Raw genomic sequence first — 16,755 nt, forward strand, 5'->3', positions numbered from 1 at the left:
ATGAAGATTTTTAAGAAATTGCTCGTTGCCGGCGGTGCCGCTTCCATAGCCTTTACCGCATGCTCTATTGTTGATGAATACGACCAGGAACTGGTCGACAGGTACGAACAGGCTGTCCAGGACGAGAAGGATTCCGTGAAGCAGGCCGAACAGGATAGGAAGGATTCCATCGCGAACCTCGACTCCGCGACCTGCCCCGAGACCTTCACGGATACCCGCGACGAAAACGTCTACGACATCGTGCGCATCTACGACCCCGAAGTCGACAGCAAGGCCCGCTGCTGGTTCAAGCAGAACCTGAAGTACGACGCGAAGGACGATTCCCGCTGCCTCGACGACGACAAGAAGAACTGCAAGGTTTACGGTCGCCTGTACCTGGGTTCCGCAATTAAGAAGGGCGTGTGCCCCGAGGGTACCCGCGTTTCTACCTCGGAAGACTGGGAACACCTGCTCAAGGTTGTTGACCCCGACGAGAACTCCTCGTACATCCTGAAGAATGCCGAGGAATGGATTGCCGGCGGCACAGCATCCAAGGCGACCGACAAGTACGGCTTCAGCGCCGTGCCCGGAGGCTTTTACGATGATGACGAGGAAGAGTACACCGAGGAATTCCACAACGATGGTCACTGGTGGGTCTACTCCAAGGATTCGTTCAAGTACGTGAGGATGTCCGCCGATGATAACCTCTACGAGTTCAGAACCATCGACGCCTACAACTCCGAAGGCATCGGCCTCTCTGTCCGCTGCGTGCTCGAGTCCAACCACTCCATAGAGGCCGACACTTCTTCCAGTGAAGGCGACAAGTCCTCGAGTTCCGAAGGGGACGGTGAAGTCAAGAGCTCTTCTTCCGAAGGCTCCTCCGATACCGAGAGCTCCTCTTCCGAAGAAGTCGACCCGGAAGATGTCATTGTCCCCCAGAACGACGTGAGCATTGACGGCGTGTCGCAGAAGGGCCCGTTCATCAAGGGTGCAACGGTGAGCGTCTACGAACTGGATAACGGTCGCAACCTGAGCCCCAAGGGCACTGCTTTCCCCACGGAAATTACCACCGACGACGGAAAGTTCAAACTCTCCAACCTCAAGCTGAAGTCGCAGTTCGTGTACCTCGTGGCCGAAGGCTACTACCGCAACGAGGTTACGGGCAAGGGAAGCGTCGCCCCCATAACGCTCCGCGCCGTATCTGACTTGACCAAGATGAAGACCATCAACGTGAACCTCCTGACCCATCTGGAATTCTTCCGTGCCGAATACCTCGTGGTGAACAAGGGCATGCGCGTGAGCAAGGCCAAGATCCAGGCAGACAAGGAAATCTTCAAGAACTTCTTTATCGACGCCACGGAATTCAAGGCTGCCGAAAAGCTCTCCGTCGTAGGCTCCTCCGACGAAGATGCCGCATTGCTCGCCCTTTCCGTGATTTTCCAGGGCGACTTTACGGAAGCGCAGTTGACCGATGTCATCAACACCTTCAAAGATGAAATCAAGGACCAGGAAAAGGGCGAATGGAAGAACGATTCGCTCAAGACTGTGCTTGCCGACTGGGTCGCGAACGCCGAATTCAAGGACCACTTCAAGAGCATCCGCGATAACGTGGAAGGCTGGGGCCTGGGCAAGCCGGGTAACTTCGAAAAGTACCTGACCAACTTCTGGCTAACCATGTACGAGATGGACCCCTGCACCAGTGCAAGCGAGGGCAAGATTACCTGGACCGAGAACAAGTACAGCAAGAACAAGAAGGAATCCAAGGCACGCTTTGTTTGCAAGAGCGGCAACTGGGAACTTGCTACCGACCTGGAAAAGGATACCGAGGGCTGGACTTCCGGTAAGGATGGCCAGGTCAAAAATGGTAAGGTCAATACGGATTCCGTGTATGTGTACGATGGTGCCGCCTGGCGCAAGGGCAACGTGCTGGATAGCACGCTCGGCATTGGCGCCTGCTATACCAAGGCCAATCGCGACCTCAAGAAGAGCGCTACCGATGGCGAATGGTATATCTGCGATATGGACAGCGCCAAGTGGGTCAACACCCACAACCTGAATTCGTACTTCGCCAAGTTTACCCCGGACGACAAGATTGCCTTCCTTAATGACACCAAAACCGACGTGGTGAACGACACCATGATTGACCCGAGAGACGGCCATGTGTATAGGACGGTCAAGATCTATTACGATAATACCTTTATCGGTAAAAAAGACAGCCTCATTTGGATGGCCGAAAACTTGAACTACGAACCCAAGCCCACGGACAAGGCCTATGGCCAGTCCTGGTGCTATGGCGACCTGGACTACAACTGTGAAATTGGTGGCAGGCTTTACAGTTGGACTGGCGCAATGAATCTTGATACCAAGTATTTCGATATAGAGGTAACGTCAAAATATGATGTGATATTCTATAGGGATGACAATCCTGAACTATCAGAATACGGTGATAACGCTGTGGTAGATAATCTGTGGCATCATCAGGGAATCTGTCCTGATGGCTGGGTTATTCCGTATAAAGTTTTATCTTCGGAAGAGGTGGATACCTATGGTAAAAACCTTAAAACGGCTCTTCAGAAGGTTTGGAAGAACACGGACAATACGCTTGGATTCTCTGCGATACCTTCCGGTTACCGTACTGCCGAAGGTTCTTATACTGGGGCTGGCACCAAGTTCGGTATGTGGACATTCAGTAATGATTATGATGCCACCAAGGCGCTGCTCATGATTATAGATGATGTCGAAGCTTATGTTTATGATGATGTCTCCAAGCATATCGGAGCCTCGGTTCGCTGTATAAAGATACCGGATTAATTCAATCCATAGGAGATTCACGATGGATGCCCTCGCAAAATTCGCTTACCTCCTTGCCGCAATAGCGCTTGCCTTCGGGCTCTCTGCCTGCGGTGACGATATCACCGAAATCAACGCGAACGTTGGCGCGGTCAAGTCCAGCGACGACCTGCCTGCGTGTACTGAAGACATTGCCGGGCAGACTGTATACATCAAGGAAACTCACGAGTTCCTGGGTTGCGACGGCAAGGAATGGCAGGCTCTGAGTGCAAACACGGTGAACGTGGGCGACAACGTTTGTACCTCCACGAGCCTCAGCGACGGCACGGGCTTCGAGATTTTCTGTAATGGGGAATCCATCGGCACGGTGAAGAACGGCAAGGACGGTGCAGATGGCAAGGACGGCGCGAAGGGCGACCCGGGCGAAGCTGGAAAGGACGGCGCACCTGGTGCGAAGGGCGAGAAAGGTGACGATGGCGCACCTGGCACGAACGGAACAAATGGCAAGGACGGAGCGCCGGGTACGGACGGTAAGGACGGCGCCAACGGCACCGGCTGTGTCATAAAGGAATCCACTGCATTGACCGCGACCATTGCTTGCGGCTCCGAAACGTTCACGATGGATTTGACGGGCTACGTGGATGTTCCCGAAGAATGCGACCCCACTGACTCCGCCTGCACAGTGCCCGAAGGCGAGGTGCAACTTGGTGGCGTGAGCCAGAAGGGTCCGTTTGTCAGCGGTACGGATGTTACGGCGTACGAACTCGAGAACGGCAAGTCCCTCAAGCAGACGGGCAAGACGTTCGGCGGCAAGATCGAGAACAAGGACGGTTCCTTCAACATCAGGACCGTCAAGCTCAGGAGCACCTACACCTACCTTGTTGCAGACGGCTTCTACCGCAACGAGGTTACGGGCAAGAACAGTACTGCGACCATCAAGCTCCGTGCCCTCACGAACCTGGACGGCCGCCGCACGGCGAACATCAACCTGGTGACCCACCTGGAATACGATCGCGTGCAGCGCCTCGTGACCAAGGAAAACATGTCTGTGCCTGCCGCAAAGCGTGCAGCGGAAAGGGAAATTTTCACCGCGTTCGGCATCGATGGCGACGGTTTCAAGGGGTACGCGGAAGACTTCAACATCCTCAAGGAAGGCGAAGGCAACGGCGAACTGCTTGCTATTTCCGCGATGCTCCAGGGTGACCGCAACGAGTCCGAGCTCACTGCCCTTTTGGCCGCACTGAGTGTTGACCTGGGCGACAATGGTGTGTGGGACGATTCCCTGCGCCGTGCTCAGGTTGCCGACTGGGCGATGAAGACTGACTTTGATGGCCGTCTAGCCACTATCCGTGCGAACGTGGAAGGCTGGAAGCTTGCCGAGAGCGCGGCCCCCGCGTTCGAACAGCACGTGACGAACTTCTGGATGCAGGAACTCGGCGCAGGCGAGTGCACCGTCGATAACGAGGGCGCGCTCTTTGCTGTGAAGAACAATCACTCCGCCTACTACGCCGCGAATGACTCTGCGTACACCGATGGCGACAGCAGCCTGGTGCGCTTGATTTGCGCGGCTTCCGGCGATTCTTATGCATGGAGATTTGCGACGGACTCCGAGAAGGATGTTGCGGCACTTGCAGGTGATGCGGACGAAGGCTCTGCTGCAAACGGCAAGATCAACACGAGCTTCGTGTATGTGAAGGAAAATGGCGACTGGCGTCGTGGCACCGAACTTGATGCCTCCCTTGACGCCGCCTGCGTTGCTGATAACAAGGGCATGACCGACAGCCTCATTGTAAAGCACGAACCTGTGTGGTATATCTGCGACAAAGACGATGCTGCGTCCGATTCCTATGCATGGCGTGAGGCGACAACAACAGAAGCGGATACCGCGCTCTTCGGCACCCCCGGCGAAGGCGACCCGATTGTCAGAATTGGTAACGTGAATAAGTCGCACTATTATGTTTTTGAGGATAATAAGTGGCGTTTTGGAACGGCGGAAGACATTGTTGAAGGACTTGGTGCGTGTACAGAAAGTAATCTTGGAAAGGTTCGACAGATGGCGTATGCAACTGGTACTAAAAATGGCTGGTATCGCTGTTCGAACGATAAGGCCGTGACTGTAGAAGGCGCTTTGGTTATTAACTCTTGGCGCGAAGCTACTGATTTTGAAAAGGATACCGTCGGATGGAATCTTAACGCTCCTTCTAGTGATACCGTAAGAGCCGGGACCGTCAATAATGACATTTATTACGTTTATGATATATCCGCAAATAAATGGCGCAGAGGTAATTCTCTTGACAATGATTCAGAACTTGGCCCGTGTACTAAGGCTAAACTAAATAAAGTTGCCACAAGTGTAGATGGTAACTCATACAAATGTGCTGCCAATAATGCAGTTGACGCTAATTTGCAGCCTTATTCTTGGCGCCCTGCAACCAATGTAGAGGTAAATACGTGGAGTCTTAGTTGCTGGTGGCCGAATTATGTTCATAGAGGTTTGGTTGACCGTGATATGTTCTTTGTATGCACAAATGTGTCAGATGAAGCATGGCGTGAGATGACGATAGCGGAAATGGATACATTGGGAATTGGAATTTCTACAGACAAGTATAAATTAAGTAGAGTTACAAAAACATGGTATAGGAATGGAATGGTCGTGAGCCCTGACGAGCAGGACTTTATAACATCTGTTAAATCGGCTGTTGTGGAATTGAATTCTGATAAAGATACTATTCAATATCTGGTTGGAGAAGCGTACTCTAGCCCGCAAGATGGTCAGCTTATAACAGGTTATATTACGTCAAAAGTCTATACTTATGATTCGTGGCAAGATAAATGGCGGTATTTGTCTGTGCCGAGCCAGCGCACATTGGCTCAGGGGATTGGTGCTGGATGTACAAAGAAAATGGCTAATACAGGTTATGGTTTTGATGGAACGAATTATTTGTATCCGAAGGGTGTTGTAAAACAAAACAGTACTACAAGTAAGTGGTATTTGTGTAAGTACAATGAAAAAACGGACGACTATGTTTGGACTGTAGCAAGTGACGCAAGATGGCAGACTTATGGTAATATGTGCTATAAAAATACAAGGTATGCTTATACGGGGAAACTGGCAAATGAAAATGTGTACGCTTATGTTTGTGATGCAGATACCTTCAGGACGCTAACCCGGTCTGAACAATGGGCGCTAGATAATAATAAAGATGGAAGCACTATGAATATTAGATGCTCAAAGGATGATGAAAATTCAACGATTGTTGCAAAAAATGTTCTAACTAAGTTTGTTTGCAAGAATGGTCTGTATGTTTGGAATGGAGAATCTAAATACTTCCATAATTCTCTTGCAATAAGTGAAGGAAGCGGTAGATCGTGGTACGGAAGTGCTGTCGGCATCAGTAACTTGATTTGGACTGCGGAAAATGTACACTGGGAATGGCCGACTAGTAGTGGCCCTTATTTGGTATCATCTGTTGTGGACGGAGATACGGCTGTTGTTACAACATATTTCAACAGAGATTTGGGAACAAGTAAGTGTGCAGAAATAACGAGTGAAGACTACTCTTGGGATGATTTTCATTTGGCAAGTTATGATGAATGGGAACAACTGTATGGGCAAGATGTAAAAGAGCCGCTGGAATTAAAGTCAGTAAGTAAATGGAAGAACGCCCCAGGGACAAATTCATCATTCTTTGGAATGGAACCTTCTGGTAATACATATTGGACGACAGGGAATGCTTTTATGTGGTATGGTTCAAGCTCTCGCCCGACATCGGTTGGTTCTGTTTCTCTTATCGAAAGTAGCGCTTTGTTTTTAACTCGTGACGGAAACTACCATATCCTTTATAATGAAGAGCATAATACGTTCAGTGATGTGAGTGCATCTAAGGTGAAATGGGGCGCCATACGCTGTGTTTCTGTTGGTGTTCCTGCCCCTCCCACTAGAAACTAACGCCTGGTATAAGATAATGCAGACAAAAGCCTCCCTCGGGAGGCTTTTGTCTTAAAATGGGCTGCTGTTGAATTGCTGTGAGGTTAGTTTTTTTCTTTGAAACGTTCTTTGGAAAGATGTGAAAAATGGGCTGCTTCGTCAGCCGTGATTTTACCGGCATCAATCAATGTTTGTGCGAAATCGCAGATTCGATTGTTTGCCTCTTCTTCCTCGACTTCGGCGATGGACTTGTAGCCGTAAACTTCGCTGCATTTTTTGAAATCCATTTTGAACTGCTCCTTGGCATCACCGTTGAACCACTGCTTCAAATATACAAAAGTTTGCGACAAAAGGTCTTCCGCTTCATTGCGGGGGAGAGACTTGAGCCCTGCCATTGCCGCTTTCAGGTATTTCTTGAGTTTTTCTCCGTTAAAAACATACTTTAGGGCGACCAGTGCGAGTGCAATTTTCGGCGAAATTTGCGGAATTTCATAATCCTCGAAAATCTCGCTCACGTCTACGACTTCCAACAGGAACGGAAGGCCAATTCTGTGATAGTATTCGGGATAGTTCGGAAACATGACTTCTTTTTCAATGCGCCAAGGATCTTTTCCATTGTAAAGGACGATGGCGAGTGTCGGAATGTTCTTTTGATTGCGAACCATGATCTGGAACCAATACTTGACCAGTTGCGGAACAATTCCTGATTCGGGATAACTCTTGTGTTCCTCAATGATGCCGACGAGCAGTTCCGCTGTTCGTGCGGGATCCTTCAGCACCGAGCGAACGTAGGAATCGTGCGAAAAATTATGTTTCATAAAGTGCCTCAGTTTGTATTTTTTCCATGCCTATATAGTTGCAAGATTCATGCCAAAACAAAAAAGCCTTTTTTGAACGAAAAACGGCATGCTCAGGAAGGAATACCTAGTGATTAATCGATTAAATCACTGATTTATCGATTTTAATCAGTAGCGAAAAGTTGTGCATTTATTACATTTTCCTTATATAAAAAGGAGCCGTCCTATGAAGTGTTTAAATTGCCTGTCACCCTGGAGCCGCTTGGCGGCGATAGGGTCCATTGCCTTCGGGCTTTCTGCCTGTGGTGACGAAGTTACCGAACAGATATACACCAACATGGGTGCGGTGGAATCGAGCAAGGACTTGCCCGAGTGCACCAAGGATATTGCTGGCCAGACGGCTTACGTCACGGAAACCCACGAGTTCCTGGGTTGCGATGGCAAGGAATGGCAGACTCTGAGCGCCAATACGGTGAACGTGGGCGACAACGTTTGTTCCTCTACGAGCCTCAGCGACGGCACGGGTTTCGAGATTTTCTGTAACGGGGAATCCATCGGCATGGTGAAGAACGGCAAAGATGGTGCTGACGGCAAGGATGGTTCGGACGGTAAGGACGGCGCGAAGGGCGACCCGGGCGAAGCTGGCAAAGACGGCGAACCTGGTGCAAAGGGCGACAAGGGCGACGACGGCGCACCTGGCACGAACGGAACCGACGGTACGAACGGCAAGGACGGCGCCAACGGTACCGGCTGTATCATAAAGGAATCCACTGCATTGACCGCGACCATTGCCTGCGGTTCGGAAACATTTACGATGGACCTCACGGGCTATGTGGACGTACCCGAAGAATGCGACACCACCGACGTCGCTTGCACCGTGCCTGAAGGCGAGGTGCAACTTGGTGGCGTGAGCCAGAAGGGTCCGTTTGTTTCTGGCACGGATGTCACTGCTTATGAATTGGAAAACGGCAAGTCCCTCAAGCAGACTGGCAAGACGTTCGGCGGCAAGATCGAGAACAAGGACGGTTCCTTCAACATCAGGACAGTCAAGCTCAGGAGCACCTACACCTACCTTGTTGCCGACGGTTTTTACCGCAACGAGGTTACGGGCAAGAACAGTGCGGCTACAATCAAGCTCCGTGCCCTCACGAACCTGGATGGCCGCCGTACAGCGAACATCAACCTGGTGACCCACCTGGAATACGACCGCGTGCAGCGCCTCGTGACCAAGGAAAACATGTCTGTGCCTGCCGCAAAGCGTGCAGCGGAAAGGGAACTCTTTAGGACTTTCGGCATCGATGGCGACGGTTTCAAGGGGTACGCGGAAGACTTCAACATCCTCAAGGAAGGCGAAGGCAACGGCGAACTGCTTGCTATTTCCGCGATGCTCCAGGGTGACCGCAACGAGTCCGAGCTCACTGCCCTTTTGGCCGCACTGAGCGTTGACCTGGGCGACAACGGTAAGTGGGACGATTCCCTGCGCCGTGCACAGGTTGCCGACTGGGCGATGAAGGCTGACCTTGATGGCCGTCTAGCCACTATCCGTGCGAACGTGGAAGGCTGGAAACTTGCCGACAGCAAGGCTCCCGCGTTCGAACAGCACGTGACGAACTTCTGGATGCAGGAACTCGGCGTGCCCGCCTGTACCGGGGATAACGAAGGTGCGCTGTTCGCCACAAAGAATGCAAAGTCCGCCTACTACGCCGCGAACGATTCCGTGTACACCGACGGCGACAGCAGCCTGGTGCGTTTGATTTGCGACGCCTCCGGCGAAACTCCCGCATGGCGATATGCGGCTGACCTCGAGAAGGATGTTGCGGCACTTGCAGGTGATGCGGACGAAGGCTCTGCTGCAAACGGCAAGATCAACACGAACTTCGTGTACGTGACGGAAAATGGCGCTTGGCGCCGCGGCACCGAACTCGATGCAAAGTTCGAAGCCTGTGTAAACGAAATCAAGAACACCACCACGTTTACGGCCGATGCGACCGATACCACGTGGTACATCTGTGCGACGGACGGCAGCAAAATCGGTGACTATGTAATTCCCACGTCTTGGAGGCTCGCCAAGGAAGCAGAGGCCGATACGGCTCAGTTCAGAATCCCCGAAACCGCGGCAGATTCCATCAAGCAGGGCCACATCAACAAGGGACGTTTCTTTGTTTTCGATGACGGCGTGTGGCGTCGCGGTACCGAGAACGATTACCTGTTGCACAAGGTCTGCCTTGACGACATCAAGGGCGAAGTAGTCAAGACATCCGCTGGCCAGTACTACACCTGTACGGATGAGGCGAAAATCCTATCCGATGGTGCGATTGTCAGTAAAACCTGGCGAAACTCTACCGCCGAGGAGGCCGACAACTACTTTACCGAGAATCCTGACCAGGAAGGTGCGGTAAAGCAGGGTGACATGGATAAGAGTCGCGTCTACGTCTTTGAAAATGGCGAGTGGCGTCGTGGTACGAACCTTGACCTGATTCTTGACGAAGGTTGCATCGCTGTAAAGGAAGGTACAATCAGGGTTCGGGACAACAAGTATTATTACACGTGCTCTACAGAAAAAACTGTAGAAAATGGTGTTGAAATTGCAAATGCCTGGCGCGCTTCAACGGCTGAAGAGGCTGATATTTATGGTTGGTCCGCCCCGACTTCAAGGGCTGATTCTGTGAGAAAAGGTAACATAGACCATTCGCATTACTATGCTTATAGGAATAATGCGTGGGTTGATGCGTCGTACTACGAAATGGACGCATATCCGCTTTCGGCTACGGCAGCGGTAGGTACATATTCCGCAGGTGCGGTGAATACGAACCTGCATTATGTGATGGATTCTTATGGATGGAGACCTGCGACTGATTTGGAGAACTCCGGTCTCGAGGCTTGTACGCAGGCTCAAAAGAACAATGTCAAGCAGAGCAATGGCGGTACTGCTGATGACTGGTACAAATGCGTTAACGAATTCTCTACGAGTATCGATGGATTTGTGGTTACATATAACTGGCGAAAGGCGAAAGACATTGAAAAGGATACCGTGGGCTGGGGTGCTTATAGCTATTCAACGGGTGATGTCAAGAATGGAAAGGTAAATGCGAATTTGACTTACGTTCGCCAAAACCTTACATGGAGACATGGAACTGCCTTGGATAGCATCTTTAAGAAAGCTGGCTATAGAGCATGTACGACAAACAACGATACCTTGAAGACCTACAAATACAATAACCTGTATTATGTATGTACTGCTCAGTCGACTCCGGATACCCTACGCAAGTGGGTCCCTGCCCCTGATCTTTTCAATGATACGTATGAATCGCGCTCGTCTTGCAATGAGAGCGGTACGTATGGTGATGGCACCATTATGGCTGGACGCGTAAATAAGGATAAGTTGTATGCGTGCCAGAGCGCAAATAATTTCAGGCCGGCAAATAGTGACGAGATAAGCTATAACCGAGCTTGCGTGAGCTTTATTGATGATCAAATTTACAAATTGAACGGACTATTCCGTAGGTGTTGGTCTGGTTATGGTTGGGAGCGCGTTGTAGACAAGGAAGAATCAGTCATGAAAGCCTATGGAAAAGAGTACAAAACGGTTGTGATTGGAACTCAACAATGGATGACTGAGAATTTAAACTATTCAACCAGTGGTTCTTATTGCTATAACGACATTGCGAGTTATTGTAATACATATGGTCGACTTTATGAGTGGTCGACGGCGGTAAGAGTTTGCCCTGCTGGTTGGCATTTGCCGACAAGGGCTGAATGGAGAATCTTGTTTGATGCGGTTGGAGGTGAAGATTACGCTGGTTATTTACTCAAATCTGCGAGTGGATGGAATAACAACGGGAGTAGCAGCGGGAATGGCAGTGGTACTTATCCTTTCTCGGTAAAGCCGGCTGGCGATAGAAATTTGACTAGCAGCGGACCTGCTTATGGCGGCATCGGTACTAAAGCGAAATTTTGGACTTCTACGAAAGACTATGAAAATAATATGTTCTATGTAGAATTCTCTTATAATGAAAACAATGTATATGAGGACGCCGTATTCTCGGGTTTCGACTTTTCCGTTCGCTGTGTCCAGGACTAGCCGCAATTCCGGGTGCTGATGCTCTCGGGATAGTCAAACGAAAAACTTATGCCACCCGCCTTTTTCTATAGTTTTTACTATATTTGGGCTATCGGGGTGTAGCTCAGCCTGGTAGAGCGTCTGCTTTGGGAGCAGAATGTCGTCAGTTCGAATCTGGCTACCCCGATACACAAAGGTCCCCTTTATGGGGACCTTTGTGTATCTTGGGTATCGCCAAATCGAAATGATGGAGTCAGTTTGACAAAAACACCGTTGAGCGAAGCGAAAGTAAAGGTGTTTTTGAGCTTATGCGCTAGCATAAGCCCGTAGGGCAAAATGGAGCAAAGCGACATTTTGCAATCTGGCTACCCCGATACGCAAAACGCCTCCCTATGGGAGGCCTTTTGCGTATAAAGGGAACGAAAAATAACGCGACTTTACGGGTCCAACAATTCGCCGCGGATTACCTCGACGTTCCCGCCGATGAGGCTTATTATGTTCGTCGGGTTAATCTCGATGGGGCCGCAGTCGACCATCATCTCTACGGAATGCTCGAAGGTCTTCCAGATTACGTCGGTATCGAAAATGTCCTCTTCGCTGAGTTTCGCCGCCGTGCTGAGGATGGGCTTGTCGAAATGCTGGAAGAGTTCCTTGAAAAACGGGTGCGTGGGCATGCGAATGCCGATTTCGGGGCGCTTCACGTCGAGCCTGCGGGCGATGTGCGGGTCGGCGGGCAGAATGAAGGTGTAGGGCCCTGGCACGCGTGGCTTCATGATGTTGAACGCGAAGTTGTCGATGCGGGCATATTCGGTCGCGCTGCGTATGTCGGGTACGATGAGCGCCATGAAGAACTTCTTCATGGGCTTCTTGAGGGCGTAAAGCTTGTGGATTGCCTTCGGGGATTCTGCATTGCAGCCGATGGCATAGCCGGATTCGGTGGGGTAGAGTACCAGCGCGTCGTCTTCGAGGGCGGCTGCGGCGAGTTTCACGATTCTCGCCTGCGGGTTTACGGGATGTACTTCAAAACGCATGACGATAATATAAAAAAGGATCGCGAAATCGGCTAGTGGGAATCAACACTGCGGAATCACTTGCGTGCCCTCGAATGCGCCCTTGAAGTGTTCAAACTGCACGGGCTTTATGTACATGCGGGCGCTGAGCACGTCGAAACGGCACGGCTGATCGAACCCCTTGGGGGCGGCATCCCTGTGCGTGTGCAGAAAGTGACACGCCGTCTTCCAGACTTTTTTCTGCTTCTGCGCATTCACGCGTGCGGCGGGGTTGCCTTCGCCCGCGTTCCACACCGACTTTACCTCCACGAACACGATTGTTTCGCCCTGCTTTGCCACGATGTCGAGCTCGCCGCCGCAGTAGGCGTAGTTGCGAGCGATTACCTGGTAGCCTTCGCGGCTTAAGTATGCGGCGGCCTGCGTCTCTACGAAGTTCCCCTTCGGACGGTTCGTGGCCTTATTGCCTCCGTTTTGCTTGTTTTTAAATTTGCGAATCATTTGCAAATTGTGTTTTTCTCTTTTTATCATGTTTTTCCTCTCTTAAAAAAAAGAACACGCGAGCGTATCGCATGTTCTAATAAGGTCGCCCCTGCGGGCTATGTCAATTCGTGACTAGGGCAGTTCCATGCCGAGCATCCTCACCTCGGAAATTGCGAAATCCTTGTTGTCGGCCTCGTACACTTCGTCGAGGTATATCTTGATTTCGCTGGTTTCCATGGCCTGGAGCACCGGGTACTGCATTCCCTTCACGTTCTCGAGCTTAATCTTCTGCTTGAATCCTTCCTTTGTTTCGAGGGTGAGCGACTTGGGCTTCTTGAAAATGCGGAAGCGGTCGCCGAACGGGTCGTCGACGGATTTCTGGTAGCCGACGGCAAATCCGATGTGCGTGATGAGCGTTTTCTTCTCGAAGAAGAGCGTGAGCACCGGGTTCTGCGGCTTTGCGGGCATCGCGGTGAGCCATGCCGTCTTGAGGTCGCCATCCACGAGGTTGTCGATGGGGTAGCCGCCTGAGATGTCTGCCTCGATGGCCGACTGCTCGAAGTTGCCGAGGGCGTCGTCCCACTCGATTTCGCGGAGCGTGCTTTCGGGCTTGTACGTGAGCATCAGGAGCACCATCAAAAGAATCAGCAGCGGGAACAGCGAGATGGCGAGTGCGGTGAGTCGCCTGCGGATAACGCGCACGCTCGCGGGTATGCGCGTGGCGGCCTCGGCGATGGAGGTCGGGTGCCTGAGCAGCGACTGTTTTTTGCCGAATCTCGTGTTGTTGTGCGCGTCCTTGGGCGGGAACACCTGGTCGCACTCGTCGAGGAATTCCTGCATGTCGTGGAATCGCTCGTTCAGTTTTTTCTTGAGGCACTTGAGGATAAGTTCCGAAAGGCCCTTGGGCATGTCGGGGCGGAACTGCTTGGGGTCCGGGGGAGGTTCCTGCACGTGCTTGAGCGCGATTTCTACGGGGCGGTTTCCCTGGAAGGGGAGGCGACCGCAGGTCATTTCGTACAAGATAACACCCATGCTGTAAATGTCGGACTGGAGCGTCACCTCGTCGCCGTGGCACTGCTCGGGGCTCATGTATTCGGGCGTTCCCATGGTCATGCCCGTTTTGGTGAGCCTGTCCTTTTCCATTTCCTGGATGTACGAGATGCCGAAATCCATCACGTACACGCGGTTGTCGCGGGTGAGCATGATGTTCGAGGGCTTCACGTCGCGGTGGACAATCCCTTTGCTGTGGGCGTAGAGGAGGCCACGGGCAATCTGGCGGATAATGACCTCGATGGCATCGAAGGGGAGCTTGCTCTGGCGCTGCAGAACGTCGGAAAGCGAGAACCCCTGAACGTAGGTCATCGCGATGAACAGCTGGTTGTCCTGCTTACCGAAGTCGAACACATGTACGATGTTCTGGTGGTCGAGTTCCTTCATGGCCTGGGCTTCCAGGTAGAACCTCTGGATGGCCTCTTCGTCGGCGGATGCGTCTAGAATCTTGAATGCGACTTCGCGTTTTAGCTTCTTGTCGAGTGCCTTGTAAACAAGTCCCATCCCGCCCTTGCCGAGAGTGCCGATGAGGTCGTAGTTCTCGTTAAAGGGGCGCGGAAAATTCTGTGCAGCATGTTCGGTCATTTTGCTTTTTTCGATCTAAGTAGAATGAATGCGGTAATAATACAAAATATGAGGGCGAGTATAAGCGCCGAAAGTTTGTTCCAAACGTCATCGGGGCGTTCCAGCAGCAGGTTCAGGAACGTGCTCTGGTTGTAGCGCGACCACACGACGGTCGAAAGCCACTTGCCTACCTGCTGCATCTGGTCGAAGGGCACGAGCGCGCCGGCGAGCGCCACCTGCGGGATAATGAGCAGCGGGAGGAACGCGTTTGCCTGCCCGGAATTCCGGGAGAGCGAACTTACGAGGATGCCCATGGCGACTGCGGGTGCGACGGTGCAGGCGAACGCTACCGCGAGCAGGGCGGGCGAGGGGTGCACGGGAATGCGGTAGGCGACAAACGCGTAAACGATGGCGGTCTGCAGGAACGCGGCTACGGTCGGGAGCGCGAGTTTGCCCGCAAGATAGGGGAGAACCTTCGCGCCCTTGCGGAATTCGCCCCGGAGTATGCCCTTCTCCTGCACGATTTCGCGTATGGAAAGCGATAGCGCAAACCAGTTCGCGCAGAGGATGATGGCGAAGGATACCGTCCAGAGGGAGGATGTCTTCGAGAAAATCTGCGAGAAGAGGAACCCGATAATGAACGGCTGTAACAGCAGTGCCGCCGTTTTACCCTTGTCGCGGAACCACTGCCGGAGCGTGAGTGCCATGCCGTAGGCGAGCGATGCCTTCGCCTTTTGCCTTGTGAAATAGATGTGCCCGTAATGGCTCTCTACCGTATCGCGGCTCACGGAGCCCGATTTTTTCCAGATGGAGGAAGAATCCTGGTTCAGGCCCGAGAGGATGCTTTCGGGGTCGTTCGTCTTGAAGAACTGGTAGGCGGCCTGCGGCGTACCGTAGAAACTCTGCTCGCCCGCGTGCAGCACGAGTACCTTGTTCGCGATGTGCAGCGCCTCGTAACTGTGCGTGGTGAGGATTATCGTGTGCCCGAGGAAGGCGAGCTGCTTGAGGTGGGAACAGAGTATGCGTGAGTTGAACGGGTCCAGGCCCGAGAGCGGTTCGTCGAGGATGATGAGCCCGGGGTTACCCATGAGTTCAGCCGCGAGGGCGGTGCGCCGGAGTTCACCGCCGCTGAGGGTCTTGATGCGGTTCTGCCTGCGGGCAGAAAGCCCGAAGAGTTCGCAGAATTTTTCGAGCTTTGCGCTTGAGGTTGCCGCGTATTCCCGCCGGTCCATCGAGATGCGCGCCCCGTGAAGGAGCGTTTCCTCTACGGTAAGGTCCTGACGGAGGGGAGGGTCCTGTGCCAGGATGGCGATGTGCTTGCGGACTTCCCGGTGCCGGTAATCTACACCGCCGATAAGCACGCTGCTGCGTTCCCCCTTGCGGTAACTGCCCTCGAATAGTTTGAGGAGGCTCGATTTTCCCTGGCCAGAACGCCCGATGATGGCGAGAATTTCGCCCGCGGGGAGGTCGAAGTCTATGCCCGAGAGGAGCTGCTTTTTGCCCGCGAAAACGTCCAGGTCGCGCACGTGGATGTCGAAACCCGCAGATGCCTTGCGGAGCAGGATTTCGCCGTCCTTCGCGGTGATTTCGGTCTGGTCGTATCGCGTGGTTTCGCCCGGGGCGAGCACGAGCTTGCGGTGCGTTTTCCCGTTCTCGTCGACGGCTCCCTGCCGGAATGCGATTTCGGCGCCGTCGCCCTTCTTGCTGACGGTAATTTCGCGGGGGGATTCCTCGTCGCCCACCTTCCGCGTCTCGGGCGCATCTCCCAGCGTCACGCGCTCCACCTCGTCGTTCGCGTCAAAGAGGAGCAGGGTGAGTTCTTTGCCCTTGAGGTTCACGTGCAACTGCTTTACGCCAATCCCGATAACGTCGCCGTCGCGCAGGGTGGTTTCTTCTACCTGCACGTCGTTCACGAGGGTAAAGCTGTTCTTGGTGAGGCTCCGGATGTGCCAGGCGCTGCCGCCCGCATCTTCGCTAAATTCTATGATGGCGTGTTCGCGGGATACGAAACGTTCCGTGAAGAGCAGGTCGCTGCCTTCCTTGCGTCCGATGGTAAACGGCTTTGCCTTATCGGGTGTGATGATACGGAACATTCGC

The 16,755-nt window shown here is 52.5% G+C and carries 8 protein-coding genes and 1 tRNA gene; 4 read left to right on the forward strand and 5 right to left on the reverse strand.

All coding sequences use genetic code 11. The features are described 5' to 3' along the window. Window positions 1-2,790, forward strand: coding sequence for an FISUMP domain-containing protein (locus tag BUA44_RS07275; RefSeq protein ID WP_178348762.1), 2,790 nt, complete (start codon window positions 1-3; stop codon window positions 2,788-2,790). A gap of 22 nt (window positions 2,791-2,812) precedes the next feature. Beyond that, complete coding sequence (locus tag BUA44_RS15790; RefSeq protein ID WP_072810282.1) at window positions 2,813-6,718, forward strand: fibrobacter succinogenes major paralogous domain-containing protein; 3,906 nt, start codon at window positions 2,813-2,815, stop codon at window positions 6,716-6,718. Between the two features lie 83 nt (window positions 6,719-6,801). Here the strand turns inward: BUA44_RS15790 and BUA44_RS07285 are convergent, their stop codons facing one another. Next, window positions 6,802-7,515, reverse strand: coding sequence for an Rpn family recombination-promoting nuclease/putative transposase (locus BUA44_RS07285; protein WP_072810285.1), 714 nt, complete (start codon window positions 7,513-7,515; stop codon window positions 6,802-6,804). 205 nt (window positions 7,516-7,720) lie between these two features. Between BUA44_RS07285 and BUA44_RS07290 the strand changes: the two genes are divergently transcribed. Both BUA44_RS07290 and BUA44_RS07295 read left to right on the forward strand, forming a co-directional pair. Beyond that, the gene (locus BUA44_RS07290; protein WP_083579524.1) at window positions 7,721-11,575 is read left to right on the forward strand and encodes an FISUMP domain-containing protein; all 3,855 of its coding nucleotides are present in this window, start codon (window positions 7,721-7,723) and stop codon (window positions 11,573-11,575) included. A gap of 92 nt (window positions 11,576-11,667) precedes the next feature. Beyond that, window positions 11,668-11,741 (forward strand) — tRNA-Pro (locus BUA44_RS07295). A gap of 250 nt (window positions 11,742-11,991) precedes the next feature. Here the strand turns inward: BUA44_RS07295 and BUA44_RS07300 are convergent. From BUA44_RS07300 to BUA44_RS07315, 4 genes are all read right to left on the reverse strand, one after another. Continuing rightward, on the reverse strand, window positions 11,992-12,585 hold the full coding sequence (locus BUA44_RS07300) for an L-threonylcarbamoyladenylate synthase (RefSeq protein ID WP_072810289.1): 594 nt from the start codon (window positions 12,583-12,585) through the stop codon (window positions 11,992-11,994). A gap of 42 nt (window positions 12,586-12,627) precedes the next feature. Next, complete coding sequence (locus BUA44_RS07305) at window positions 12,628-13,062, reverse strand: YraN family protein (protein WP_072810292.1); 435 nt, start codon at window positions 13,060-13,062, stop codon at window positions 12,628-12,630. A gap of 114 nt (window positions 13,063-13,176) precedes the next feature. Further along, window positions 13,177-14,679, reverse strand: coding sequence for a serine/threonine-protein kinase (locus BUA44_RS07310; RefSeq protein ID WP_072810295.1), 1,503 nt, complete (start codon window positions 14,677-14,679; stop codon window positions 13,177-13,179). Next, a complete protein-coding gene (locus tag BUA44_RS07315) occupies window positions 14,676-16,751 on the reverse strand; it encodes an ATP-binding cassette domain-containing protein (RefSeq protein ID WP_072810297.1) in 2,076 nt (691 codons plus the stop codon). Before BUA44_RS07315 ends, BUA44_RS07310 begins: the two co-directional genes overlap by 4 nt. Between the last annotated feature and the right edge of the window lie 4 nt (window positions 16,752-16,755).

The sequence above is a fragment of the Fibrobacter sp. UWR3 genome (genome assembly GCF_900143055.1).
In the GTDB taxonomy this organism is placed as follows: domain Bacteria; phylum Fibrobacterota; class Fibrobacteria; order Fibrobacterales; family Fibrobacteraceae; genus Fibrobacter.

Excerpts from the sequence above, each read along its gene's own strand:
- BUA44_RS07300 (WP_072810289.1), bottom strand. The coding sequence starts at position 12,585 with ATGCGTTTTGAAGTACATCCCGTAAACCCGCAGGCGAGAATCGTGAAA.
- BUA44_RS07315 (WP_072810297.1), bottom strand. The coding sequence starts at position 16,751 with ATGTTCCGTATCATCACACCCGATAAGGCAAAGCCGTTTACCATCGGA.
- BUA44_RS07290 (WP_083579524.1), top strand. The coding sequence starts at position 7,721 with ATGAAGTGTTTAAATTGCCTGTCACCCTGGAGCCGCTTGGCGGCGATA.
- BUA44_RS07285 (WP_072810285.1), bottom strand. The coding sequence starts at position 7,515 with ATGAAACATAATTTTTCGCACGATTCCTACGTTCGCTCGGTGCTGAAG.
- BUA44_RS07305 (WP_072810292.1), bottom strand. The coding sequence starts at position 13,062 with ATGATTCGCAAATTTAAAAACAAGCAAAACGGAGGCAATAAGGCCACG.
- BUA44_RS07310 (WP_072810295.1), bottom strand. The coding sequence starts at position 14,679 with ATGACCGAACATGCTGCACAGAATTTTCCGCGCCCCTTTAACGAGAAC.
- BUA44_RS15790 (WP_072810282.1), top strand. The coding sequence starts at position 2,813 with ATGGATGCCCTCGCAAAATTCGCTTACCTCCTTGCCGCAATAGCGCTT.
- BUA44_RS07275 (WP_178348762.1), top strand. The coding sequence starts at position 1 with ATGAAGATTTTTAAGAAATTGCTCGTTGCCGGCGGTGCCGCTTCCATA.